Raw genomic sequence first — 22,372 nt, 5'->3', positions numbered from 1 at the left:
CATCCCCACAACGCCAAGCGGCCATCATGCTTTCATCCGAAGGCCCGCGGCAGCGCTGCCCGCTCGCTGGTGACCAAAGTGTGCCGTGCTGCGACCTCCAAGCGGCGCATTGAGTCATATAACGTCTTGTACGTATCATCCGAATCAGGTCCTGCTGAAGCGATGATGAAAAGGCTCACTCCCGCAATTCCCTTCGGGAGCTCTGGCATTACCAAACCGAAATTCCTGGTAGCTTGACCTAGATCAAGCTGCAACGGCATTGTTGCGTCAACATATATCACAATACGATGTATCTCTCTTCTGACCCATGCCACATCGCCCGGTAAATGAGCCCTGCTCTTCGTAGACCATCGTCTCAAACTGGAAATGTTACTGATTGGGTTTTCACTAAATCGAAGTCCTGAAGTGCTTAAACTCAGATCGCGTACTTGCTGGAAATAAACCGGGAGACTGGATGAGCCACTTTATTGATCGCCTGAAATACTTCTCCACATCGAGGCCGACGTTTTCCGAAGGCCACGGTATGACCACGCAGGAAGATCGCGGGTGGGAGAACGTCTATCGGCAACGATGGCAGCATGACAAGATCGTCCGCTCCACCCATGGCGTCAACTGCACGGGTTCGTGTTCGTGGAAGATTTATGTCAAAAGCGGCATTGTCACCTGGGAAACGCAGCAAACCGACTATCCACGCACCGGTCCAGATATGCCCAATCACGAACCGCGCGGCTGTTCGCGCGGGGCATCGTATTCCTGGTATCTCTACAGTGCCAATCGCCTTAAATATCCGCTGATTCGCAGCACACTGTTGCGGCAATGGCGCGAAAAGCGCCTGACACTCGCGCCAGTCGAGGCGTGGGGCGCGATCGTCGATGATCAGGTGGCTCGCGCGTCCTATACGCGACGTCGCGGTCTGGGTGGTTTCGTCCGTTCCAACTGGGACGAAGTCAACGAAATCATTGCTGCTGCGAACATTCATACCATCAAGCGCCACGGCCCGGACCGGGTGGTCGGCTTTTCGCCGATTCCTGCGATGTCGATGGTCTCGTACGCCGCAGGTAGTCGCTACCTGTCGTTGATCGGAGGGGTCAATCTAAGCTTTTACGATTGGTACTGCGATCTGCCACCTGCATCGCCGCAAACGTGGGGTGAGCAAACCGACGTTCCTGAATCGGCCGACTGGTACAACTCCACATTCATCATGATGTGGGGGTCCAACGTGCCGCAAACGCGTACGCCCGACGCGCATTTCATGACCGAAGTCCGGTATCGCGGCACCAAGGTCGTATCGATCTTTCCGGACTACGCCGAAGGCGCCAAGTTTGGCGACATCTGGCTGCATCCGAAGCAAGGCACCGACGCGGCACTGGGTCTGGCGATGGGCCATGTCGTGCTCAAGGAATTCCACGTCTCGGGCAAGAGCGCGTATTTCTCGGACTACTGCCGACGCTTTACCGACATGCCATTGCTGGTACGCATCGTCAAGCAGGGCGACCACTTCGTGCCTGAACGTCTGCTGAGATCGGGAGAGTTCGACGAAGCGCTCGGCCAGGATAACAACGCCGCCTGGAAGACCGTCGCGTTCGATGAGTTGAGCGGAAAACTCGTGACACCGGTCGGCTCAATCGGCTTTCGCTGGGGACAAAAAGAAGGCGGCGACGCAGGTAAATGGAACCTGAAAGAAGAGGATGTTCTGGGCCACCCGATCCGGCCCGTCATGTCGTTTGTGGCGGAGCATGACGAGGCTATCGACATTGCTTTCCCCTATTTCGGCAACGTCGAACACACTCACTTCACGTATACCGGCCATGCCAGCGTGTTGCCACGTCGCATCGGCATACGCAAGGTCACGACCCGCGATGGCGAAGTGCGGGTCGCCACGGTCTACGACCTGTTCATTGCCAACTATGGCGTAGACCAGGGACTGGGCGGTACGAATGTCGCGGCCAGTTTTGACGACGACGTCCCCTACACACCAGCCTGGCAGGAAAGAATCACGGGCGTCAGCCGACACGACGTCATCACCGTCGCGCGCGAGTTTGCCGAGAACGCCCATAAGACCGAGGGCAAATCGATGGTGATCCTCGGCGCCGGCTTGAACCATTGGTTCAACATGGATATGAGCTATCGCTCGATCATCAATCTGCTGGTCATGTGCGGCTGCATCGGCAAATCCGGCGGTGGCTGGTCACACTACGTCGGCCAGGAGAAATTACGGCCACAGACCGGTTGGCTGCCGCTCGCGTTCGCGACCGATTGGCACAGGCCGCCGCGCTTCATGAACGGTACTTCGTTTTTCTACGCGCACACCGATCAGTGGCGCTATGAAACGATGAAGGTGACCGAGTTGCTTTCGCCGCTGGTCGATGGCAAACAATTTGATAACAGTCCCATCGATTACAACGTGCGGGCCGAGCGGATGGGGTGGTTGCCGTCCGCGCCGCAATTCAAGACCAACCCGCTCGAGGTTGGCCGGGCGGCGGCCGGATCAGACGCTTCTGCCTATGTGGCGAAAGGACTCAAAGACGGTTCGCTTGAGATGTCATGCGTCGATCCCGATGCACCGGAGAACTTCCCGAGAAACCTGTTTGTCTGGCGCTCGAACCTGCTCGGCTCATCGGGTAAAGGACACGAGTATTTTCTCAAGCATCTGCTTGGTGCCGAGCATGGTGTACAGGGGAAAGATCTGGGCACAAGCGCCGGCATCCTGCCAAACGAAGTGAAATGGCACGAGAAAGCCCCCGAGGGCAAGCTCGACCTGGTCGTGACATTGGACTTCAGGATGTCCACCACGTGTCTGTATTCGGACATCGTGTTGCCGACTGCGACCTGGTATGAAAAGGACGATATGAACACGTCCGACATGCACCCGTTCATCCATCCTCTATCCGCGGCAGTCGATCCCGCGTGGCAATCCAAAAGCGACTGGGATATCTATAAAGGCATCGCGCAGAAATTCTCGGAACTGACGGCAGGTCATCTGGGCATCGAACACGACGTCGTATTGTCGCCGCTCCAACACGACAGCCCAGGGGAAATCGCGCAAACCGACGGAATTGCGGACTGGGGCCGCGGCGAATGTGAACCCATTCCAGGCAAGACCATGGCGAGCGTCGCTACCGTCGAGCGGGATTATCCGAATACCTACCGAAAATTCACGTCGGTGGGACCGCTGCTCGATTCGCTCGGCAATGGCGGCAAAGGCATTACCTGGCAAACCGGCGAGGAAATCGAGCAACTGCGGGCATTGAATCGCCCCGTCACGGACGAGGGCGTATCGCATGGGCGCCCGCAAATTCTTTCGGCGATTGACGCCGCCGAAGTCATTCTGTCGCTTGCCCCGGAAACCAACGGCGCCGTTGCCGTCAAAGCGTGGCAAGCATTGTCGGCACTCACCGGCACCGATCACACCCACCTCTCACGCGCCCGTGAAGACGAAAAAATCCGATTTCGCGATATTCAGGCCCAGCCGCGCAAGATCATTTCATCGCCGACCTGGAGCGGCATCGAATCCGAGCATGTCTCGTATAGCGCCAGCTACACGAACGTGCATGAATTGATCCCGTGGCGCACCCTCTCGGGACGTCAGCAGCTATACCAAGACCACAGGTGGATGCGCGATTTTGGCGAGTCGCTATGCGTCTACAAGCCGCCTATCGACACGCGAAGCACCGAGGGTATGGAGGGCAGCCGCTCGAACGGCAACCTCGAGATCGCCCTGAACTTCCTGACACCTCATCAGAAATGGGGCATACACAGCACTTACACCGACAATCTGTTGATGCTGACGCTTTCGCGCGGTGGCCCGATCGTCTGGATATCGGAGATCGATGCCAGAAAAATAGGTGTGGTCGATAACGACTGGATTGAAGCATTCAATTTGAATGGCGCATTGACCGCCCGTGCGGTCGTGAGCCAACGCATCCCGGCGGGCGCGGTCCTGATGTACCACGCGCAGGAAAAAATCATCAATACGCCGGGATCCGAAGTCACGGGGGTACGTGGCATCCACAATTCGGTGACACGCATCATGCCCAAACCGACCCACATGATCGGTGGCTACGCGCAACTTTCTTACGGTTTCAATTATTACGGCACCGTCGGCTCCAATCGTGACGAATTCGTGATCGTCAGAAAAATGAACACGGTCGACTGGAAGGATGAGTCGACGCCCGCGTCGGTGCTCTCGGCAACCGAGGCCGCCCGCCATCAACACACACTCGCCCACGGCGCGCCAACGCTCGCGATGGCCGATGACGAGTCTGGAGAGAAGTCATGAAAATCCGCGCGCAGATCGGCATGGTGATGAACCTGGACAAATGCATCGGTTGCCATACGTGTTCAGTCACTTGCAAAAACGTCTGGACCTCGCGTGAAGGCATGGAATACGCGTGGTTCAACAACGTCGAAACGAAGCCCGGCATGGGTTACCCCAAGGACTGGGAAAACCAGGATCGCTGGAACGGTGGCTGGAAACGCAAGACCAGCGGCAAGATCGAGCTTCGCGCGGGCAGCAAGTGGCGTGTACTTGCCAATATTTTTGGCAATCCGAATCTGCCGGAAATCGATGACTATTACGAACCCTTCACCTTCGACTACGCACACTTGCACGATGCGCCGGACGTCAAGGTCGGACCGGTCGCCCGGCCGCGTTCGCTGATCACCGGCGAGCGGATGGAGAAAATCGAATGGGGACCGAACTGGGAAGAGATCCTCGGCGGCGAGTTTGAAAAGCGCAAGCAGGACTACAACTTTGATCAGGTGCAGACCGACATCTACGGAGAGTTCGAGAACACCTTCATGATGTACCTGCCTCGCCTCTGCGAGCACTGCCTGAATCCCGCCTGCGTGGCCTCCTGCCCTTCCGGCGCGATCTACAAGCGCGAGGAGGATGGCATCGTCCTGATCGACCAGGACAAGTGCCGCGGCTGGCGCATGTGTGTGTCGGGATGCCCTTACAAGAAAATCTATTACAACTGGCAAAGCGGCAAGTCGGAGAAATGCATTTTCTGCTATCCGCGCATCGAGGCAGGTCAACCGACAGTGTGCTCGGAAACCTGCGTCGGACGGATTCGCTATCTCGGCGTCCTGCTGTACGACGCCGACCGGATCGAGGAAGCCGCATCGGTCAAGGACCCGCAGGACCTGTATGAAGCGCAGCTCTCGATCTTTCTCGATCCGAACGACCCGGCCGTGCGTGAACAGGCCGCTCGCGATGGTGTACCGGACAACTGGCTCGAAGCAGCCCGGCACTCGCCCGTGTACAAAATGGCCATGGAATGGAAGATCGCCTTTCCCCTGCACCCCGAATACCGGACCTTGCCGATGGTTTGGTACGTGCCGCCCCTATCGCCGATCAATTCGGCCACCAATGATGGGCGCTTGCCCATGAAAGGGTTGTTGCCCGACGTCGATTCACTGCGCATCCCACTACGCTATCTGGCCAATCTGCTCACGGCCGGACGCGAAGCACCCGTGCGTCTTGCCCTCAAGCGGATGCTGGCGATGCGCGCCTTCATGCGCGAGCGCCACGTCGAGCGCCGCGAAAGCCCCGCATTGCTTGCTGAAGTCGGCCTGGACACAGCGCAAGTCGACGAGATGTACCGCTACCTGGCCATTGCGAACTACGAAGATCGTTTCGTGATTCCGACTGCACATCGCGAATATGCCGAGGATGCATTCGATCTGCGTGCGTCGTGCGGTTTCTCGTTCGGCAACGGCTGCTCGGACGGCACCACCGAAACCAGTCTGTTCGGGGGACGCAAAGGCATCAACAAGGAACGAAAGACAATTCCGATACGCGCGGCGGGTCAATGAAATGACAGACAACCGCCAGATCTTCAGCATGTTGAGCGCCCTGCTCGACTATCCAGACGCCTCGCTCATTGAGGCGCTCACCGAGATTCGCGCGGCGATGGCAGCTCATCGTGCCTTTGCGCCGGCCACCCGCTTGGCTTTGATCGCGTTGGTAGATCACTTAGCATCGCGACCGCTACTGGATCTCCAGGAAGACTACGTCGAAACCTTCGATCGCGGCCGGGCTACGTCGCTTTACCTGTTCGAACACGTGCACGGCGAATCGCGTGAGCGGGGGCAAGCGATGGTCGACTTGCTGGCCATGTACGAAGCGAAAGGACTGTTTCTCGGTAGCGGCGAGTTGCCTGACTATCTACCGGTGTTCCTGGAATTCCTGGGACAGGAGTCCCCGAGCAAGGCCCGGTCGTTGCTCGCTGAAATCGCCGACATCAACCGGCGAATCGCAACGAAGCTCGCCGAGCTCGGTAGCGCATATTTTGCGGTCGTCGCTGCATTGTTGCCGCTCGCAGGCGAGGCACCGCTGGACGTCGCCGCGCCTGCAAAAGTCGTGGAGCAGGCGATTGACGGCGAGGCACTCGATCGCGAGTGGCAGGACGACCCGGTGAGCTTTCTGGGGGCACCAGCCCCTGTTTCCAGCCAACCTCAGCCGATTCAGTTTTACGACAAAAGGCCGCCGCGGTAGCCCGAGAACACATGACTACCGTGTTGAACTGCCCCCTGTTCAAAAATAGGATTTTCGCTGGAGACGCCTCATGAATCAGCCCGTCATCAATTCGCTGTTGTTTGGCATTTATCCCTACATCTGCCTCGCTATCTGGCTGCTCGGCAGTCTGATCCGCTTCGATCGCGAACAGTACACGTGGAAAAGCGATTCGTCGCAACTGCTCAGACGCCGCCAATTGCGCCTGGGCAGCAATCTGTTTCATATCGGCGTGCTGATCGTCATTGCTGGCCATTTCGCGGGCTTTCTGGCGCCGCACTGGATGGTGTCGCCCTTTCTCAATGCGTCTCAACATCAGTTTATTGCGATGGCGGCGGGGGGAAGCGCGGGCATCGTCGCAATCATCGGCCTTTCGATTCTGCTGTATCGACGATTGTCGGACCCGCGAATTCGCATCAATAGTGCACATGCGGATATCCTGGTCCTCGTCATTCTGTGGCTACAGCTCGCGCTCGGACTGTCCACCGTCCCGCTTTCACTGGCCCATATGGACGGCGTCATGTTCGAAACGCTGAGCACCTACGTCAAGGGAATCGTCACGTTTCAACCCGTCGCGGATCTCCTTGCTCCCGTGCCACTTGTCTACAAGATCCATATCGCACTGGGCTTCACGATCTTTCTCATTTCGCCGTTCACGCGCCTTGTGCATATCTGGAGTGGCATGGCCACCGTCGGCTATCTGTTTCGGCCTCACCAGATCGTGCGCAAGCGCTAACGCAGGGGAATCTCCATGACTTCAAACACGATCGGCACATCGACGACCGCCGAGACAGTCGAGCTCAGCGTCAACGGCGTTGTCATCGACGCCACCGCGATCGATGCCGAATCCGCATCCCATCCAGAGGAAACCGATCCCGACTATGCCGCGCGCCGCTCGCTAGTCGTACGCGAACTACTGACCCAGCGCGCCGTCACGCTGGGTTTGCTGATATCAGGCACCGACCTCGACGATCAGACGACAGACCGTCTTCTGGAAATGGAGTGCAAGACGCCCCTGCCGTCCGATGAGGAATGTCAGCGCTACTACGCAGCCAACGCGCAGAAGTTCCGCAGTCCGGATCTGGTTTTCGCGCGCCACATTCTCTTCGCGCTGACGGACAAGGCAGCCATGACCCACGTGCGCAACCGCGCCGAAGAGGCGCATCGCGAACTCGTGCAGCACCCCGAGCGCTTCGAGGCACTCGCCCAGACCTTATCGAATTGCCCGTCCGGCCAGGTCGGCGGGAACCTCGGCCAGTTGACTCGCGGCGAGAGTGTGCCGGAGTTCGAGAAGGCAATTTTTGAGACTAGCCAAATTGGCTTGCTGCCGGGGCTCGTCAATACACGTTACGGCTTTCATATCGTGTCAGTGGAGCGCCGCATCGCAGGCCTCGCGCTACCGTTCGAAGCGACGCGGGAAACCATCGCTCGCTATCTCCAGGAGCACGTCAGGCATAAATCGATTCAGCAATATCTGACTCTGTTGGCTTCGAGCGCTGAGCTGCGCGGCATCGCACTGGATGTACGCCCTGGTCTGCTGCTGCAATAGCGCCCGGCGCGCAAGCAGTTACGCTTGATAAACAGGAAATGAACACTGCGCTAACCATGCCGATCGATGTTGCCTCATGCGGCATCATTGCCGCACCTGATCTGGAGTATTTATGAGTTCATCGAGAAGTCCGATGTTGGTCTTATGTGTCACGACGCTCGCCTTTATGGTCTGCTTCGTGGTCTGGATGATGTTCGGCGTGATCGGAATCCAGTTACGCACCGATCTGGGCCTGAACAGCACCGAGTTTGGGTTGCTGACAGCGACGCCTGTGCTGAGCGGTGCGCTGTTGCGCTTACCGCTGGGCATCTGGACTGACCGCTTTGGCGGTCGCGTGGTGATGACCACCTTACTGGTCCTATGTGCGATCCCGGTGTTTCTGATTTCCTACGCGACGGCCTTGTGGCAATTTCTCGCAATCGGCTTGTTTCTCGGCGCCGTCGGCGCCTCGTTCGCCGTGGGTACGCCCTATGTCGCTCGCTTCTTCCCGCCTGAAAAGCGTGGCTTCGCCATGGGATTCTTTGGTGCCGGCACGGTCGGTGCAGCCGTGAATCTGTTCATCACCCCGACGCTACAGGCGACCTATGGCTGGCGAGCCGTTCCGAAGATCTATGCGGTTGCGCTCCTGGTCACGGCGGCCATTTTCTGCCTGGGGTCCGCTACCGACCCGGGAGCAGGCAAAACCTCCGGGTCCTGGACCAAGCAGTTCCTGGTATTGAAAGACCCGAAGGTCTGGAAGTACTGCCAATACTATTCGATTTGTTTTGGTGGCTTCACCGCCCTGTCGTTGTGGATTCCGCAGTATCTGAAGGGCGAATTTGGACTGTCGGTCGTAGCGGCCTCCGCATTAGCGGTCGGATTCTCGCTGCCCGGATCGGTGTTGCGCGCGCTCGGCGGCAGCCTCGCCGACCGTCTCGGTGCGCACAAAGTGACGTGGTGGGGCTTATGGGTCGCATGGGTATGTTTGTTTCTGCTGTCGTATCCCGATACGAACTTTGTTGTGAGCACAATCGGTGGACCGCGTAGCTTCCATATTCATCTCGGGTTGCCTGTGTTTATTGGATTGTTGTTCGTGCTGGGTGTTGTATTTGCGTTCGGCATGGCGTCCACGTTCAAGTATGTCGCCGACGACTTCCCGCAGCAAATGGGTGTCGTGACGGGCATCGTTGGACTGGCCGGCGGCCTCGGCGGATTTTTGCTGCCGATCCTGTTCGGCACCCTCCTCGATTGGCTGGGCGTGCGCTCGAGCTGCTTCATGCTGCTCTATGGAATCGTCTGGGTATCCCTCATCCTGCTTTATCAATCCAGTGTCAGGCGGGTGCGAATCGATGGCCAAACCAGTACCCCTTAAGTGGTCAGCATGGGCCTCGATACACGTATCGCTACTGCACCACAGGAACCTGCAAACATGAGCATGGACATTTCGAGCTTTGACGACCTAGTGCGCGCCGCCCGGCTGCAAACAGAACCGCAGCGGCTGCTGTTCGTCTTCACCCAGGTAGCGTTGCCGGAGGACTGCACACCCGAACAACGGGCGACCTTCGAGGCAGGGCATGGTGGCACGCTCACACCATTAATTTGCCTCGACAAGACGCCTGAAGAACTGGGGGACTTTAGCGAATTGCTTGAAGAATCCCGGCAGTTCATTCTCGAATGGACGATCGTGTTTGTGGCGGCGCTTTCGGGGAGAAATGGGCGCCACCCTACTCCGGAAGAAGCTGAGGCGCCTTTGAACAGGATGGTGGAATCGATCAAGGCTGGCGCCGTTGGTGCGTTCATTCCATTCGACACGCATGGCCAGCCGGTGCTACTGGATCACTCCTGAACGACGGCGGATTTCCCCATCGTTACTTCTGCGAGAGCCGCAACACCCTCGAATCCTCGTGGAGCGAAGGCCATCCACATGGCGAACAATGTTGCTAGGCTATGCGACTGTGACCGCAGCACCTGCATTCCCGCGGCGAGAACGGGCCCGCAGACCATGACACGGCGGCCGTCGCCAAGAAGCGCCACGTTACTGGGCTTCCATTGCGGCAAATCCAGCATACTTCGTTAAACCACTGGCGGAACCGTGGACACGTCGCCATCACGAACCAGCATGCAAAGTGCGGGCTCCCAGCCATTTATTCCCGATAACACCCGCTCTCGAAGCCCTTCCGGTGCCAACTTTGCTATATCGGGCGGATAGTCCTGTTGCGTAACAACGTAGGCCAACACGTTCAGTTCATTTCTTCAGCATAGATCCAACGACACCCCATTTTTGCAACGATGACGGCATCGAGCAACGAAGCAGCAATGACATCTGCTGGATTGACATGAAATTTCTTTGGCAGAATCGGAGCTAAGAGTCGAAGCAGCGTCAGCACCGCTCCCTCTGCATTCCTTACTTCATTTCGCTCTCCACCAATGAGGCTGGGTTTGCAGATCGTAAGCGATCGGAACCCGATTTTCTGGATGTCCCTCTCGACCTCTCCTTTGGTCCTGTAGTAAAAGCTCATGGAATTTGCAGAAGCACCCATGGCCGTCACAATCGCATACGTCTCTACGCCGGCCGCATGTGCGGCTTTGCCAATCGCAATAGGTAGGTCGCGGTCGACATGACGGAACGCTTCCTTCGAGCCTGCTTTTGCCTGAGTCGTTCCCAATGCGCATATGACCGCGTCTGGCTGGTACGACATCAGATTCGGAACAAGCTCCTCCAGGCGTGATCCGACCGGGTTCACCAGTCTGTCACTCGGTGCAAGCGGTTTCCGTGTTGGCGCGATTACTTCGGAAAAGGCTGGGCTGGAGAGCGCGAGCTTCAATGTTCTGCTTCCCACCAACCCTGTCGCACCGAACAGTAGTAGTTTCATCTTTACGCTCCCCCATTCAAGCGTTGGAACCAACGTGTACCTGTAAAAGGCCGTTTCGAGTATGCAAAGACCGAAGACTATTGCTTGATATCCTCGAAATTGATCGTCACGTGGACATCGTCGCCAACATAAGGGACATAAGCCTTCATACCGAACTCAGAACGCCTGATCGTTGTTGTGGCAGTAAAGCCGGCCTTATAAACGTTCGTACCGGTCGTATCCTGCGCCATTCGATTGAACGTTGTCTTGAGAATCAGCGGCTTGGTGATCCCAAGCAAGGTGAAGTCGCCTTGGATGTCTGCCGTCTTGGCGCCTGTCATTTTGATGTGTGTGCTCTTGAACGTCATCGCTGGAAACTGCGCAACGTTGAAGAACATCGGCCCCTGCAGTTCCTTGTCGCGAGCCGCGAAGCCCGTGTCGACGCTGTCCGCACCCATGGTCACCGCGACCGTACTGTTTTCCGGCTTCACCGTATCTAGAAGCAGAGTCCCTTTAAGATCGTGAACAGCCCCGGTGATAGTCGAGAAGCCGAGATGGTCTATCGTGAAGATCGTCTGGGTATGGGCCGGATCTAGGGCGTAAGTATCAGCCGCAAACGCGGAAGCAAACGGCGCGGCACTGATCAGGGCCGCCGCAAAAAGTGCCTTTCGTGAAAGGGGCATGGATATGGTCCGTTTTGGCTTTAGTTTGAGTTTGGAAGGGCCGTTCAACATTTCAGGGTTTTGATCGACTTCCCACAACCTCTGTTTTAAGCGTGCTGCGTGCCTTGAGCCGCGTTTGATACGATTTCCCATTTGTCCCAGTTGCTAAGCCGCGCCTGGTAGACCGCCTTGAACTTCGCGATCGTTGTCGAACCGAGCACTAAGCGAAGTGGGGGCTCATCGGCGTCCACGGCTTTGAAGATCGCTGCGGAGGTGGCAACCGGATCGCCAAAATCTTCGGGTTTGAATGACGAGCGAATGGCCTGACGTATGGGGTTGTACACGTCGATGGCCGGCGGGGATTGCACCGCTGCGCGAAACCCGGTGGTGAAGTGGCCCGGTTCTATGATCGTGACTTTGATACCGAATGCAGCCACTTCGGCCGCCAGTGCTTCCGACATGGCTTCGACGGCAAATTTAGTGGCGGTGTAAGTTCCACCCGTCTGGAAAGCGATGACGCCTCCTATGCTCGACACCGTAGGATGTGACCGCTGGCCTGCGCCCGCAAGATCGGCAGTGCTGCCTGAATGACCGAGAGGGTCCCGAATACATTTGTGTCGAAGCTGGCTTTGACTTGCTCGGGTTCCAGTTCCTCAATGGCCCCCATATAGCCATAGCCGGCGTTGCTGACGACGACGTCGAGGCGTCCAAAATGCCGGTGCGCTTGACCGACCGCTTCGAACACGGCATCGCGATCCGTCACGTCGAGCGGTAGGGCCAGAACCGCATCACCATAAGCCGTTACGAATTCATCAAGCTCCCCCACGTTTCGCGCCGTGGCGACTACCCTATCGCCGCGTTTCAGAGCAGCCTCCGTCCAGACACGGCCAAACCCGCTCGATGTACCGGTGATGAACCAAACTTTTGACGACGCCATGTTCGCTGCTCCATTAACAATTACACTCAGTGCGATCTTACACTCCGTGCAATGTATGGCACATAGTGTAGACTTGTCAAGGATCAGCCATTATTTAATGGCAAAGGAGTCTTAGCGAAGTTTAGGGTGGCGATCATTGCGGAACCTATTCGCTTCGTTCAGGTGCAAGCGTGCCTGAGAGGCTGCTGGTGGCTGCGGCATAATCCGGGGAGCGGGAGTTACCCACCGCCGTGGACAACTCCCGCTTTCCAATAGAGATAGAGCGACCCCTGAACCTCGACATCACCGGCAAGTTCAGACTCCTTTCCGGATTGGAAAATACTGAGTCTCAGCGGCCGTCAGAATGACAACGATGATTAACGTAGAGAAAATCCCAAACGACCTGCGCGAACGCAAACGCCGGCTTACGCTCGATCTGATCGCCAAAACCGGTCTTGAGCTCTTCGTAGAAAATGGCTATGAGGCGACCACGCTCGATGCGATCGCGGCGGCATCGGGAATATCGCGGCGCACTTTCTTCTACTATTTAAAGTCGAAAGAAGATGTCCTGCTGGCGCACGAGAGCGGCAACATCCCGCGCCTTCTGCGTCCCACCTTCCTGAAGCAATCGCCGAAGCAATCACCGATCGATGCCGCTCGGAGGACTTTTTTGGCCCTAGCCTCAATGTATGAGACCAAGGAATCCATTATGGCGGACCGAATCCTGCGATCGATAGAAACGCTTCGGCTACGCAAAGAAGCGCTTCATGTGCAGTTGGAGGAGGTACTGGCCGAGGCGATGTACGAGCTATGGCCAGATCCGGCCCGGCGGCCTGCTTTACGTCTGACAGCCATGATGGCTATGGGTACGCTTCGGTTTGCTAAAGACAACTGGCGACAGGAAGACGCCGCGCACCCGTTGACACACTATATCGATGAGGCCTTCGATCTTCTCGATCACCAGTCGAAGCGGTGATGCCGACCGCTACGCAGAGCGCCATGTCGTCGACCTGATTAAGCGTGATGGGGAGCGGATTCTCCAAGAGGTGTACCTGTTCGCGGAGCGCGACCCCGACGGGCGCTTCGCCCGAATCGAGGAGACGACCCTGATGCTCGAAAAGTGATTAATTCGAGAGATCAGTGGTCGGCCTGAGAACGAGCTGTGGTTCAGACTGTTGTTGTGGATGTAGGTCATGGTTCGCGGCAGCCGTCGGGTCATAGCTCTTTGCAGCCGCGCCCTGGCCTTTCGGGGTTCACCCCTTCCTCAGACTGAGCCCGACAACCTGAGCGTCCTGACCAGGAGGCTGTGGAGGCTGTCCACCGCTTTCGAACCACGCGAGTCGCGACTCCGGTACACGGCGACTTCCATGGGTCCGAGTGGCCCCAACCCCTGCTCGCTGCCCAGGATCTGCAAATCTCCCGGTGCGCTGCACTGGGTCAGCGCCGCGATCGCCAAGCCACCCTCGACAGCGGCAATCTGCCCGGCCAGGCTGGAACTGTTGTAGACCACCCTGTATCGACGCCCCTGCTGCGCCAGGGAATTGATTGCGCCACGCCGTGCCAGGCTGGTGCCCTCGTAGACGGCAATGGGCAGCGGGTCACGCCGCCACAGCTCGAATTGCGCCGAGCCCACCCACACCATCGGTTCATGAAACAGCAGAGTGCCGCGCCGGGAATGGTCACGGGACACGAGCGCCAGGTCAAGGTCACCGCTCGCCACACGCGGGATGAGCGAGGTGGACTGCTCGCAGTCCAATTCGATCTCGACACCACTGTGCCTGGGCGCAAACCGCTTGAGCACCGGTGTCAGGTACCTGGCTGCGTAGTCGTCAGGCACGCCAAGTCGCACCCGACCGGTAAGCTCCTCGCCACTGAGAACGATCTTGGCTTCGGCGTGCAGATCGAGGATGCGCCGCGCGTAGCCAAGCAGCGTCAGCCCATCGAGAGTCAGCTCGAACTTGCGCGAACCCCGCTCAATGAGTCGGCGCCCCACTGCTTCCTCAAGCTTCTTGAGCTGCATGCTGACCGCCGACTGCGAGCGGTGGACCTCCCCAGCCGCATTCGACAGAGAACCCGCGTCGACCACGGCGACGAAGCATTTGAGCCAATCCAGTTGCAGATCTTGTCGTGTCATCAGACCCGGAGACTTTCGATTATCGAATAATTGATGGTTGAATTATGCGCTTCTCGTTTGACTGCTCAAAAGACAAACTGCGGCCATGAATACGGACCAACACCTTCAGGCAGGAGCAGCAAGTCTTCTAGGGCGTGACAAAGCCCGACTCGCGAGCACTCGCGCGGCGGGCGCATTCCCTTTTCTTATCGGTAGCGCGCTGCTTGGCACCATCGGCATCTTCGTACATCACGCCGGCGCCGATCCCTTGACCACAACCTGGTTTCGCTGCGCATTCGGTTTACTGGGCCTGACACTCTGGGTGTTGCTGCGCCGACAAACAGGCTACCTGCGCCTGACCAGAACCACCGGACCCTGGGTATTGTCTGCCGGCATGCTGATGGTGCTAAGTTGGGTGTTGTTTTTCACGGCGATCGAGCGGACCTCCGTAGGCGTGGCGATCGTGTTGTTTCAGATTCAGCCAATGTGGGTGGTGGTGCTCGGAACATTCTGGCTGAAAGAGTCGATTGGGAGGCGGCGCGTCGCGTCGGTCTCTGTAGCCATGCTGGGGCTGGCGCTGGCAACCGGGATCCTGGAACACACCTCCCTGTTCGGACCACGCGAAATGCTTCGGCCAGGTTATTGGCTAGGCGTCACCGCGTGTCTGATCGGTGCGTTCTGTATGGCATGCGTCACGATCATCGCCCGCCGCTTGCGCGAGCTACCTGCCGGAATATTGACCTGGTGGCAATGTGCGCTCGGCACACTGATGCTGTGGGTGTGGCCGATGAAGCAGGGGTGGCCTGAATGGGGCATGTCCTGGGTGTGGCTGGCGGGCCTGGGGCTGGTACACACCGGGCTGGCATACACCCTGATGTACGTCGGCATGGCCCGCTTGAACACCGGCCGCCTTGCGGTGTTTCAATTCGCCTACCCTGCAGTCGCCATCGTCATCGACTGGCTGTTCTTCGAACAGCACCTGGGGGGTGTGCAGCTATTCGGCATTGCGGTGATGGCGGTTGCCATCTGGTTTGCTGAACGCGCCCCGAGGGGATAACGTGTCGCCGTGCGAACGCTCGCGCACGATAGGTCGATGCCTGGCTGTTGTCTCGCGTTGCGACGCCTGCGAGGCTCACTAACGCGGATGCAATATCGCAAATACCGGTCACCACTTGTCGAAGAAAATCGATGGGACTGGTCAAAACCGCTTGCTGAGCGTCTCAACATGATCTTCAGGTTACATCCGCACCTGCTGCTTCTAGCGCTCGAGATCACTTGCCGGCGCTCACCGACTAATAGCGTCATGCTTGTTACCGGTTAGGTTCGCGCTGCCACCTTCTTTATGAACGCACCTGCTAGCGCAGGCCATTTGCGATGTTGAAGTCCATCGAATGGGGTTCTGGTACCAACCGCGTCATGCGTCCCGGCCCGAAAACATGCAGACCCAAGCAGATTACGGCGTCTTACACGTCAATGATCACCAGTGTACCGTAGCTGCCCGCCAAAACCGCGTGCGCGAGCGCCGCCAGTCCGATCGCCAGCACCGTGACGCCCGTGGACGCGAGCACGGTCCCCTTGATCCGTCCCGTCAGCTTGCCCGCCAGCGGCGCGACAACGACCACGGCCAGCGGCCATGGGGTGAAGATCAGGGCCGCCTGCAGCACGTCGAAACGATACGTGTGCTGCAGCAGAAAGGACAACGCGACCAGCGCCAGCCCCTGGGCCGTGAACATGCAGATCGACGAGATCACCGCCAGCGTGAAGCGTCGCGAATGGAAGATGTCGAGCGGCAGCAGCGGCTTATGCGAACGGGTCTGCCAGAAGACGAAGAAGGCCGTGAGACAGCCGCCGGAGAAGAAAACAGCTAGAAGGATATCGCGCGGCCAGCGTCCGAGTTCATCGACGCCCACGACCAGTGCACACATGGCCAGGGCGGAGGCTACCGCGCCGATAACGTCAAAGCCCGGCTTCCTACCAGAATCGGGCGGAAGTGAGCGCCATGTATAAAAAGCGCAGCGATGCCAAGAGGCAGGTTGATGAGGAACAGCCATGGCCAGGAAAGCCAGGCGACCAGCACACCGCCGATAACCGGGCCGATCGTCATACCGGACGAGACCACCAGCGCGTTCCAACCGAGGACTGTCGCCAGGGATCGGGGCGGGAATATCGTCCGGTACAGCCCGAGCCCGATCGTCGCCATCGCCGCATAGCCGAACCCTTGCAACGTACTCATCAGCACGAGCAGACCGTTTGACCCCGACAGTGCACAGCCAAGCGACGCGAGCGTAAAGACCAGCAGACCGGCACCGTACACCCTTCGTTGCCCCAGCACGTGAGCGAGCGCGGCGAATGCCAGCATGCTGACGGCACTGGCGACCTGATAACTGTTCGCGACCCAGATCACGTCGGCTGGGCGAACTTTCAGCGCGGTCGCGATGGTCGGCAATGCGATGTTCACGATCGAACTGTCGAGCGACCCCATCAGGATACCGGCCATGATGGCCGCCGCCGCGTAATAGCGGTGTGGACGGGACAAACCTTCTTCGATTACCTCACTCGTCTGCAAGGAACTGGACATCCGGTTTTTCTCTTTGTATTGCGGTATCGATGCCACCGTTGAGCTCGCGGCGAACGCAGCAATCTATTATCAGGGCAAGACGGACGGACGAACGGCGTGGCACTGGTTCAGGTCGTGCGTTTTGGGGTCCATATGATATCCAGCATTCATTCGGTCATCCCAGGTGCGAGACGTGATGTGGCTTTCACCGGTACGTTGCCGGGCAGCCATAGGGACAGCAGTCCGCCGACGGCTAGCAGTCCCACGTTGCAGCCTAGTGCGATAGTGAAGGCGTGTGAGTACGCATTGAGGTCCCGCCCTGCTCCGAGCGCACTGTAGAACACCCCACCAATGATCGCCACGCCAAGCGCCGCCCCGACCTGAAAGGTGGAGATCACGATCCCCGATGCCAGTCCGGCATGACGTTGATCCACGCCACCGATGACGGCCTTGATGACAGAGGGCATGACGGTCCCATAGCCCAATCCGCCAATGGCCAGGCCAACACCCAAACTACCCGGCAACACCTTGCTGACGGTCAGCATCACGACACCGAAGCCAAGCACCTGCACCGCGAAGCCGAGCGTCAAGGCGCGCGTCCCCAGACGCCTCATGAGGTAGGACGATGCAAGCGACGCGACAAAGAAGCCAATGGCGAACGGCAGCGTCGCGAGACCCGCAGCGAGCGCGGTCAGATGTAGGCCGCCTTGCAGATAGACCGAGAAGGTCAAATAAAAAGACGACATCATGTAGAACACCAATGCCATGACGACGCCAATGCCGAACCCGCGCAGACGAAATAGCGAAAGCGCCACCAGCGGAGAGCCTCCTCGAGCGGCAATCCGCTTCTCGAAGCGAATGAAGGCATATAGCGCAAGCGGTGACGCAATGAGCAACGCAACGATCCAGGCCGACCACCCGGTCTCGCGCCCCTCGACCAGGGGGTAGACCAGGAGGCCCAGTGTCACCGAGAGCAATACGACGCCGCCGATGTCGAGCTTCTGGGCGTGCTGCGCCCGCGAATCACCGAGAAACAGCAGTCCTCCGATAAAGGCCACCATGCCGATCGGCACGTTGATGAGAAAGATCGCCTGCCAGGCGAAACCGAACGGGTGGGATGACACCAACGCACCGCCCAGTATCTGGCCGCAGATATTGGCCAGACCGAACGTAGCGCCGTAAAGTGCGAGCGCGCGCCCCTGCTCGGCCGGCGGGAACAGGACGCGTATCGACGCCAGCACCTGCGGCGCCATGACGGTTGCCGTCAGACCTTGCAGGATGCGGCCCGCGATCAGAACCGGCGGCGACCACGCGAAACCGCACAACACCGATGCGAGTGTGAAGCCCGCCACACCGAGCAGGAACATCTGCTTGCGGCCCAGCAGGTCCCCGAGGCGACCTCCGGTAATGAGGAACACGGCATAGGTCGCGGCGTAGGCAGAGATGACGAACTGCATCTCGCTCGATGTAGCAACGAGATTTTGCCGGATGGCGGGCAGCGCCAGATTGACGACGTTGAAATCAAGGATCGGGAGGAATGCCCCGGTGAGCAGCACCGGGAGCGCGAACCAGCGCCGCGGATCGCCTTCCGGTTCCATGATGACGCTGGCATTTATCTTTTCGGCTTGTGCAGCACTCATGGTCGCTCCTGCGGATTTTGAAAGCGAGTTGCCCTGCGCAGCGGGATGGCGGCGATGCCAGTTCCGCGAGGAAGGCATGGCCCGTTCGCAGGACTTCGATCAGAGTGTGCGTTGAATCGATGATAAGATAAAGATATGTAACTATATTTCAGTCATAACAAAATAGGATTGTTTCCATGGCGGCTCTTGACGTCGATTCCGTGAGTGCATTCGTTCTGGTCGCCGATCTGAGCAGCTTCACCAAGGCGGCGCAGGCGCTTGGCACCACGCAGGCCGCAGTCAGCGTGAAGGTGAAGCGTCTGGAAGATCGACTGGGCTACCGTTTGCTCGAACGCACGCCTCGAAAGGTGCGTCTGTCCGCACAGGGCACGACGTTTCTGAAACCGGCGAGAAACTTCATTGCGGCCCATGAACTGGCGATCGGCGGCCTGTCCAGCCAGTCCAGACGGCTGGTGATCGGCATCAGCGATCAGGTCGCGGGTCCCGGTTTGCCCACCTTGCTGGCGAACCTGAATGCGCACGATCCCGCTCTGGTCATCGAAGTCCACATCGAAGCGTCGCGCACTCTCATGGATGCGTTCGACAAAGGCACACTGGATGCTGCGATCGTACGGCGCGAAGATGATCGGCGGGATGGAGAACGCCTGATGGTTGTGTCGCAGTAAGACAGGAGGGACGAGTAAATGCGATATCCGAAGGATACCTTATGAAACGAGTGAGTAGAACTGCTGGGCGGCGGACAGCGGGATTTTACCCAAGCACTTCATCTGCCCTTTCTTGATCATGTGCATAGTCTCAATGCCACCGAGAATTACGCGCGCGCAGTCAAAGTTCTTGAACCCCTGCATCGGCCGAGTGATGCGTTTGATGGCCCGATGGTCCTGTTCGACCACGTTGTTCAAATACTTGACTTGACGAATCCTGATGGGCATCTCGCGCTCGGCATTCACCGCATGAAGCGCGGCGAGATTGGAACCGCTCTTGTCGATGGTCACCGTCTCGGGCGAGCCGTTCTGACCGATTGCCTTTTCAAAAAACCGCCGAGCAGCAGCCTTGTCCCGCTTGGCTCTAAACAGAAAGTCGATGGTGTTGCCCGCCTTGTCCACAGCTCGATAAAGATATTTCCACGATCCTTTGACCTTGATATAGGTTTCATCCATGCGCCAACTCGCGCCCACCGGGCGCTTGTGCTTGCGAAACGTCTTTTCGAACAACGGCACCAACTTGATGACCCAACGATGCACTGTTGAATGATCCACGCCAATGGCCCGCTCAGCCATCATCTCCTCAAGATTCCGAAGACTTAGCGAATAAGCCACATACCACCGCACGCACAACAACATCACGTCGAGCGGATAGTGCAACCGCTGCAGCACCTTGGCAACGCCAGCAGCAAGGGCCGTTCGTGGTGTTGCGGTCTTCTTCATCGAGGGTCCAAGCAAAGTTTTGGCAACCCGAACTTTACTGCAGCGTCGCTAATGCGACAAAACCCTTTGATCTATTGCAGCGATCATTCGCTCGACGGAGCGAGCCGGGCTCGCTTTAGAATCTAGAAAAGATGGTTCGCCAACCCGGTTAGCTCACGGTAAGAAAAAGAGACGTCATGAAGAGACGATGCCTTCTAAAGGGTATTGCCGCCCTGCCTTACCTCCGCACCACCACGATTTTTGCCGACGTGATTCCAGCAGTGGCTGGAACGGGCCGCGTTCGGCCTAGCGATCCTGCGTGGCCGGAAGCAGAGGAATGGGAGGCGCTAAGTCGCGCAATTGGTGGAAATTTGTTGCAACCAACAACCATCTGGCAGACCTGTGCGCAAGCGCCCCGCGCGCCCGATTGTCTTGCTGGCCTGGGGGAAGCGCGAAACCCGATCGCGCTCGGTGACGATCCTGGCGGCACGCAGATCTCAGGGTGGCTCGACGGATGGACACCCCGCGCGAGCGCCTACGCCGTGCGGCCCGTTCTACCACCGACGTGGTTGCGGGCATCAATTTCGTGCGCCAACACAATTTGCGTCTGGTGGTGAAAGGCGGGGGGCATAGTTACCTTGGCGGGTCTAACGCGCCGGATTCCCTTTTGATCTGGACACGCGCGATGAACCGCATCGAGCTACACGATGGATTCGTTCCATTGGGCTCTTCGATACCTCCGACGCCGGCTGTGACTGTAGAGGCCGGCTGCATGTGGATCGACGTCTACACTGCCGTCACCACCCAGGCGGGGCGATACGTCCAGGGCGGCGGTTGTGCGAGTGTGGGGGTTGCCGGCCTCGTCCAGGGAGGCGGTTTCGGATCGTTCTCGAAGCGTTACGGATTGGCGGCCGTGAGCCTGCTCCAGGCCGAGATCGTCACAGCTGACGGCGTTGTCCGCACGGTCAACGCATCGCGGGAGCCCGACCCTTTTTGGGCGCTGAAAGGCGGAGGTGGCGGCAGTTTCGGTGTGGTGACCAGGATCACTTTGCAGACCCACGATCTGCCTGAGCACTTTGGTTGGGCTGAATTCACGGTCAAGGCGTCATCGCGTGAGGCTTACCGGCGGCTGGTTGAACGGCTCGTTGACCACTATGCCGAAAACCTGTTCAACCCCCAATGGGGCGAGCAGCTTGCTTTTCACGAAGACGAAGTCCACGTGTCGATGGTGTGTCAGGGCCTCAACGACGGACGGGCCAAATCGGTGTGGGCACCGTTCATCGATTGGGTAGGAGCCTCACGAGCAGATTTCACCTTCAACGATGAACCTCAGATCGGCGCCGGTCCTGCACGCCGCTGGTGGGATCTCAAGGCCAACCCCGGACTGGTGCCCGACCCACGGGCCGGAGCGGCCACCCAGCACGGTTGGTGGCGAGGCGATGGAGACCAAGCCTCACTATTTCTGTACGGCTACGAGTCACAATGGCTGCCCGCGACGCTTCTCGAACCAGCCCAACGCGGCCAGCTTGCCGGGGCGCTCACGGAGGCCGCCCAATTTCAGGCCGTGGAACTTCATGTCAACAAAGGACTCGCGGGTGCCCCTGCGGAGGTAAACGAGCACGCACGTCAGTGCGCCATGAATCCAAAAGTCGCCGACGCGTTCGCCTTAATGATTGTGGCTGCGGGCGGTTCGCCGCCGTTTGCGGGTCTCCCGATCACGCCGCCTGACATGACAGAGGCACATCGCCAAGCCGAGCGTGTGGCCAAAGCTGCGGCCGTTCTTAAAGTATTATCGCCACAAAGCGGCTCGTATCTTTCGGAAACAGATTTTTTCCGTGGAGATTGGCGCGAAGCGTTTTGGGGGGCAAATTATGCGCGGCTGAAAGCGATCAAGAACCGCTACGACCCGAGGGATTCCTTTTCGTCCATCACGGGGTCGGCAGCGAGGACTGGAGTCCCGACGGCTTCACGCCGGTGCGGTTGTGATCTTTGGGATGCCCGTTCATTGACTTGCAGCGGTCGCGTGTCATCCATTCGGACGGATAGTGTCGAGTCACCACAGATAGTGATTCTCTAGGAATCCTCATCTTTATGCCTTGAGTCGAACGGTGACGGCTACGGGAACGTCCCGACATGCATCAAGCGCATATAACCGTTAGCTCTTGATAAAATGCCGTTGTT

At 58.4% G+C, this 22,372-nt stretch carries 19 protein-coding genes and 1 pseudogene; 12 read left to right on the top strand and 8 right to left on the bottom strand.

The window, feature by feature from the left end; translation table 11 throughout:
* Window positions 1-454: 454 nt before the first annotated feature.
* The 7 genes from ACSQ8V_RS07785 to ACSQ8V_RS07755 all read left to right on the top strand — a co-directional run bounded on the left by ACSQ8V_RS07785 (window position 455) and on the right by ACSQ8V_RS07755 (window position 9,891).
* A complete protein-coding gene (locus ACSQ8V_RS07785) occupies window positions 455-4,279 on the top strand; it encodes a nitrate reductase subunit alpha (RefSeq protein ID WP_436205371.1) in 3,825 nt (1,274 codons plus the stop codon).
* Window positions 4,276-5,817 carry a nitrate reductase subunit beta gene (gene narH, locus ACSQ8V_RS07780; protein ID WP_436205370.1) on the top strand — a complete coding sequence of 514 codons (1,542 nt, stop codon included), beginning with the start codon at window positions 4,276-4,278 and terminating at the stop codon, window positions 5,815-5,817. Before ACSQ8V_RS07785 ends, narH begins: the two co-directional genes overlap by 4 nt.
* A gap of 1 nt (window position 5,818) precedes the next feature.
* Entirely contained in the window at window positions 5,819-6,499 is a 681-nt protein-coding gene (narJ, locus tag ACSQ8V_RS07775) for a nitrate reductase molybdenum cofactor assembly chaperone (protein WP_436205369.1), read from the top strand.
* A gap of 70 nt (window positions 6,500-6,569) precedes the next feature.
* Entirely contained in the window at window positions 6,570-7,253 is a 684-nt protein-coding gene (gene narI, locus ACSQ8V_RS07770; protein ID WP_436205368.1) for a respiratory nitrate reductase subunit gamma, read from the top strand.
* 15 nt (window positions 7,254-7,268) lie between these two features.
* A complete protein-coding gene (locus ACSQ8V_RS07765) occupies window positions 7,269-8,066 on the top strand; it encodes a peptidylprolyl isomerase (RefSeq protein WP_436205367.1) in 798 nt (265 codons plus the stop codon).
* A gap of 133 nt (window positions 8,067-8,199) precedes the next feature.
* Window positions 8,200-9,417 (top strand): MFS transporter, encoded by a 1,218-nt coding sequence (locus ACSQ8V_RS07760; protein ID WP_436205366.1) that lies wholly within the window; start codon window positions 8,200-8,202, stop codon window positions 9,415-9,417.
* A 63-nt stretch (window positions 9,418-9,480) separates the two neighbouring features.
* Window positions 9,481-9,891 carry a ribonucleotide reductase subunit alpha gene (locus ACSQ8V_RS07755; protein WP_436183123.1) on the top strand — a complete coding sequence of 137 codons (411 nt, stop codon included), beginning with the start codon at window positions 9,481-9,483 and terminating at the stop codon, window positions 9,889-9,891.
* A 394-nt stretch (window positions 9,892-10,285) separates the two neighbouring features.
* Here the strand turns inward: ACSQ8V_RS07755 and ACSQ8V_RS07750 are convergent, their stop codons facing one another.
* The 3 genes and pseudogenes from ACSQ8V_RS07750 to ACSQ8V_RS07740 form a co-directional block, all read right to left on the bottom strand.
* Window positions 10,286-10,918 carry an NAD(P)H-binding protein gene (locus tag ACSQ8V_RS07750; RefSeq protein WP_436205365.1) on the bottom strand — a complete coding sequence of 211 codons (633 nt, stop codon included), beginning with the start codon at window positions 10,916-10,918 and terminating at the stop codon, window positions 10,286-10,288.
* 77 nt (window positions 10,919-10,995) lie between these two features.
* Window positions 10,996-11,580: a YceI family protein gene (locus tag ACSQ8V_RS07745; RefSeq protein WP_436205364.1), complete on the bottom strand. Its 585-nt coding sequence runs from the start codon at window positions 11,578-11,580 to the stop codon at window positions 10,996-10,998.
* Between the two features lie 86 nt (window positions 11,581-11,666).
* Window positions 11,667-12,496 (bottom strand): annotated as a pseudogene (locus tag ACSQ8V_RS07740) (SDR family NAD(P)-dependent oxidoreductase).
* 343 nt (window positions 12,497-12,839) lie between these two features.
* On the opposite strand from ACSQ8V_RS07740, the gene ACSQ8V_RS07735 reads away from it, so the two are divergent.
* Both ACSQ8V_RS07735 and ACSQ8V_RS07730 read left to right on the top strand, forming a co-directional pair.
* Window positions 12,840-13,451, top strand: a complete 612-nt coding sequence (locus tag ACSQ8V_RS07735) for a TetR/AcrR family transcriptional regulator (RefSeq protein WP_436205363.1) — start codon at window positions 12,840-12,842, stop codon at window positions 13,449-13,451.
* Window positions 13,411-13,599, top strand: coding sequence for a hypothetical protein (locus ACSQ8V_RS07730; protein ID WP_436205362.1), 189 nt, complete (start codon window positions 13,411-13,413; stop codon window positions 13,597-13,599). Before ACSQ8V_RS07735 ends, ACSQ8V_RS07730 begins: the two co-directional genes overlap by 41 nt.
* Before the next feature lie 140 nt (window positions 13,600-13,739).
* On the opposite strand, the gene ACSQ8V_RS07725 is transcribed toward ACSQ8V_RS07730, so the two are convergent.
* On the bottom strand, window positions 13,740-14,609 hold the full coding sequence (locus ACSQ8V_RS07725) for a LysR family transcriptional regulator (protein ID WP_436205361.1): 870 nt from the start codon (window positions 14,607-14,609) through the stop codon (window positions 13,740-13,742).
* An 85-nt stretch (window positions 14,610-14,694) separates the two neighbouring features.
* Here ACSQ8V_RS07725 and ACSQ8V_RS07720 point away from each other — a divergent pair, with 85 nt between their 5' ends.
* Window positions 14,695-15,645: a DMT family transporter gene (locus tag ACSQ8V_RS07720; RefSeq protein ID WP_436205360.1), complete on the top strand. Its 951-nt coding sequence runs from the start codon at window positions 14,695-14,697 to the stop codon at window positions 15,643-15,645.
* A gap of 406 nt (window positions 15,646-16,051) precedes the next feature.
* Here the strand turns inward: ACSQ8V_RS07720 and ACSQ8V_RS07715 are convergent, their stop codons facing one another.
* From ACSQ8V_RS07715 to ACSQ8V_RS07705, 3 genes are all read right to left on the bottom strand, one after another.
* A complete protein-coding gene (locus tag ACSQ8V_RS07715) occupies window positions 16,052-16,513 on the bottom strand; it encodes a hypothetical protein (RefSeq protein WP_436205359.1) in 462 nt (153 codons plus the stop codon).
* 14 nt (window positions 16,514-16,527) lie between these two features.
* The gene (locus ACSQ8V_RS07710) at window positions 16,528-17,166 is read right to left on the bottom strand and encodes an MFS transporter (protein ID WP_436205358.1); all 639 of its coding nucleotides are present in this window, start codon (window positions 17,164-17,166) and stop codon (window positions 16,528-16,530) included.
* Between the two features lie 146 nt (window positions 17,167-17,312).
* Window positions 17,313-18,785, bottom strand: coding sequence for an MFS transporter (locus ACSQ8V_RS07705; protein WP_436205357.1), 1,473 nt, complete (start codon window positions 18,783-18,785; stop codon window positions 17,313-17,315).
* Window positions 18,786-18,961: 176 nt separating this feature from the next.
* Between ACSQ8V_RS07705 and ACSQ8V_RS07700 the strand changes: the two genes are divergently transcribed.
* Window positions 18,962-19,450 (top strand): LysR family transcriptional regulator, encoded by a 489-nt coding sequence (locus ACSQ8V_RS07700; protein WP_436205356.1) that lies wholly within the window; start codon window positions 18,962-18,964, stop codon window positions 19,448-19,450.
* A gap of 39 nt (window positions 19,451-19,489) precedes the next feature.
* Here the strand turns inward: ACSQ8V_RS07700 and ACSQ8V_RS07695 are convergent, their stop codons facing one another.
* Window positions 19,490-20,212 carry an IS6 family transposase gene (locus ACSQ8V_RS07695; RefSeq protein ID WP_436181471.1) on the bottom strand — a complete coding sequence of 241 codons (723 nt, stop codon included), beginning with the start codon at window positions 20,210-20,212 and terminating at the stop codon, window positions 19,490-19,492.
* A 493-nt stretch (window positions 20,213-20,705) separates the two neighbouring features.
* On the opposite strand from ACSQ8V_RS07695, the gene ACSQ8V_RS07690 reads away from it, so the two are divergent.
* Complete coding sequence (locus ACSQ8V_RS07690) at window positions 20,706-22,268, top strand: FAD-binding protein (protein WP_436205355.1); 1,563 nt, start codon at window positions 20,706-20,708, stop codon at window positions 22,266-22,268.
* Window positions 22,269-22,372: the final 104 nt, after the last annotated feature.

The sequence above is a fragment of the Caballeronia sp. LjRoot31 genome (assembly GCF_964253885.1).
GTDB lineage: Bacteria > Pseudomonadota > Gammaproteobacteria > Burkholderiales > Burkholderiaceae > Caballeronia.
This window is presented reverse-complemented; position numbering and strand designations above follow the sequence as displayed.

What these genes read in the sequence shown, in the direction of transcription:
- ACSQ8V_RS07730 (WP_436205362.1), top strand. Translation starts at nt 13,411, where the DNA reads ATGAGGCCTTCGATCTTCTCGATCACCAGTCGAAGCGGTGATGCCGAC.
- ACSQ8V_RS07695 (WP_436181471.1), bottom strand. Translation starts at nt 20,212, where the DNA reads ATGAAGAAGACCGCAACACCACGAACGGCCCTTGCTGCTGGCGTTGCC.
- ACSQ8V_RS07755 (WP_436183123.1), top strand. Translation starts at nt 9,481, where the DNA reads ATGGACATTTCGAGCTTTGACGACCTAGTGCGCGCCGCCCGGCTGCAA.
- ACSQ8V_RS07760 (WP_436205366.1), top strand. Translation starts at nt 8,200, where the DNA reads ATGTTGGTCTTATGTGTCACGACGCTCGCCTTTATGGTCTGCTTCGTG.
- ACSQ8V_RS07765 (WP_436205367.1), top strand. Translation starts at nt 7,269, where the DNA reads ATGACTTCAAACACGATCGGCACATCGACGACCGCCGAGACAGTCGAG.
- ACSQ8V_RS07785 (WP_436205371.1), top strand. Translation starts at nt 455, where the DNA reads ATGAGCCACTTTATTGATCGCCTGAAATACTTCTCCACATCGAGGCCG.
- narH (WP_436205370.1), top strand. Translation starts at nt 4,276, where the DNA reads ATGAAAATCCGCGCGCAGATCGGCATGGTGATGAACCTGGACAAATGC.
- ACSQ8V_RS07700 (WP_436205356.1), top strand. Translation starts at nt 18,962, where the DNA reads ATGGCGGCTCTTGACGTCGATTCCGTGAGTGCATTCGTTCTGGTCGCC.
- narJ (WP_436205369.1), top strand. Translation starts at nt 5,819, where the DNA reads ATGACAGACAACCGCCAGATCTTCAGCATGTTGAGCGCCCTGCTCGAC.
- ACSQ8V_RS07715 (WP_436205359.1), bottom strand. Translation starts at nt 16,513, where the DNA reads ATGTGTGCACTGGTCGTGGGCGTCGATGAACTCGGACGCTGGCCGCGC.
- narI (WP_436205368.1), top strand. Translation starts at nt 6,570, where the DNA reads ATGAATCAGCCCGTCATCAATTCGCTGTTGTTTGGCATTTATCCCTAC.
- ACSQ8V_RS07745 (WP_436205364.1), bottom strand. Translation starts at nt 11,580, where the DNA reads ATGCCCCTTTCACGAAAGGCACTTTTTGCGGCGGCCCTGATCAGTGCC.
- ACSQ8V_RS07720 (WP_436205360.1), top strand. Translation starts at nt 14,695, where the DNA reads ATGAATACGGACCAACACCTTCAGGCAGGAGCAGCAAGTCTTCTAGGG.
- ACSQ8V_RS07750 (WP_436205365.1), bottom strand. Translation starts at nt 10,918, where the DNA reads ATGAAACTACTACTGTTCGGTGCGACAGGGTTGGTGGGAAGCAGAACA.
- ACSQ8V_RS07710 (WP_436205358.1), bottom strand. Translation starts at nt 17,166, where the DNA reads ATGTCCAGTTCCTTGCAGACGAGTGAGGTAATCGAAGAAGGTTTGTCC.
- ACSQ8V_RS07725 (WP_436205361.1), bottom strand. Translation starts at nt 14,609, where the DNA reads ATGACACGACAAGATCTGCAACTGGATTGGCTCAAATGCTTCGTCGCC.
- ACSQ8V_RS07690 (WP_436205355.1), top strand. Translation starts at nt 20,706, where the DNA reads ATGGACACCCCGCGCGAGCGCCTACGCCGTGCGGCCCGTTCTACCACC.
- ACSQ8V_RS07735 (WP_436205363.1), top strand. Translation starts at nt 12,840, where the DNA reads ATGACAACGATGATTAACGTAGAGAAAATCCCAAACGACCTGCGCGAA.
- ACSQ8V_RS07705 (WP_436205357.1), bottom strand. Translation starts at nt 18,785, where the DNA reads ATGAGTGCTGCACAAGCCGAAAAGATAAATGCCAGCGTCATCATGGAA.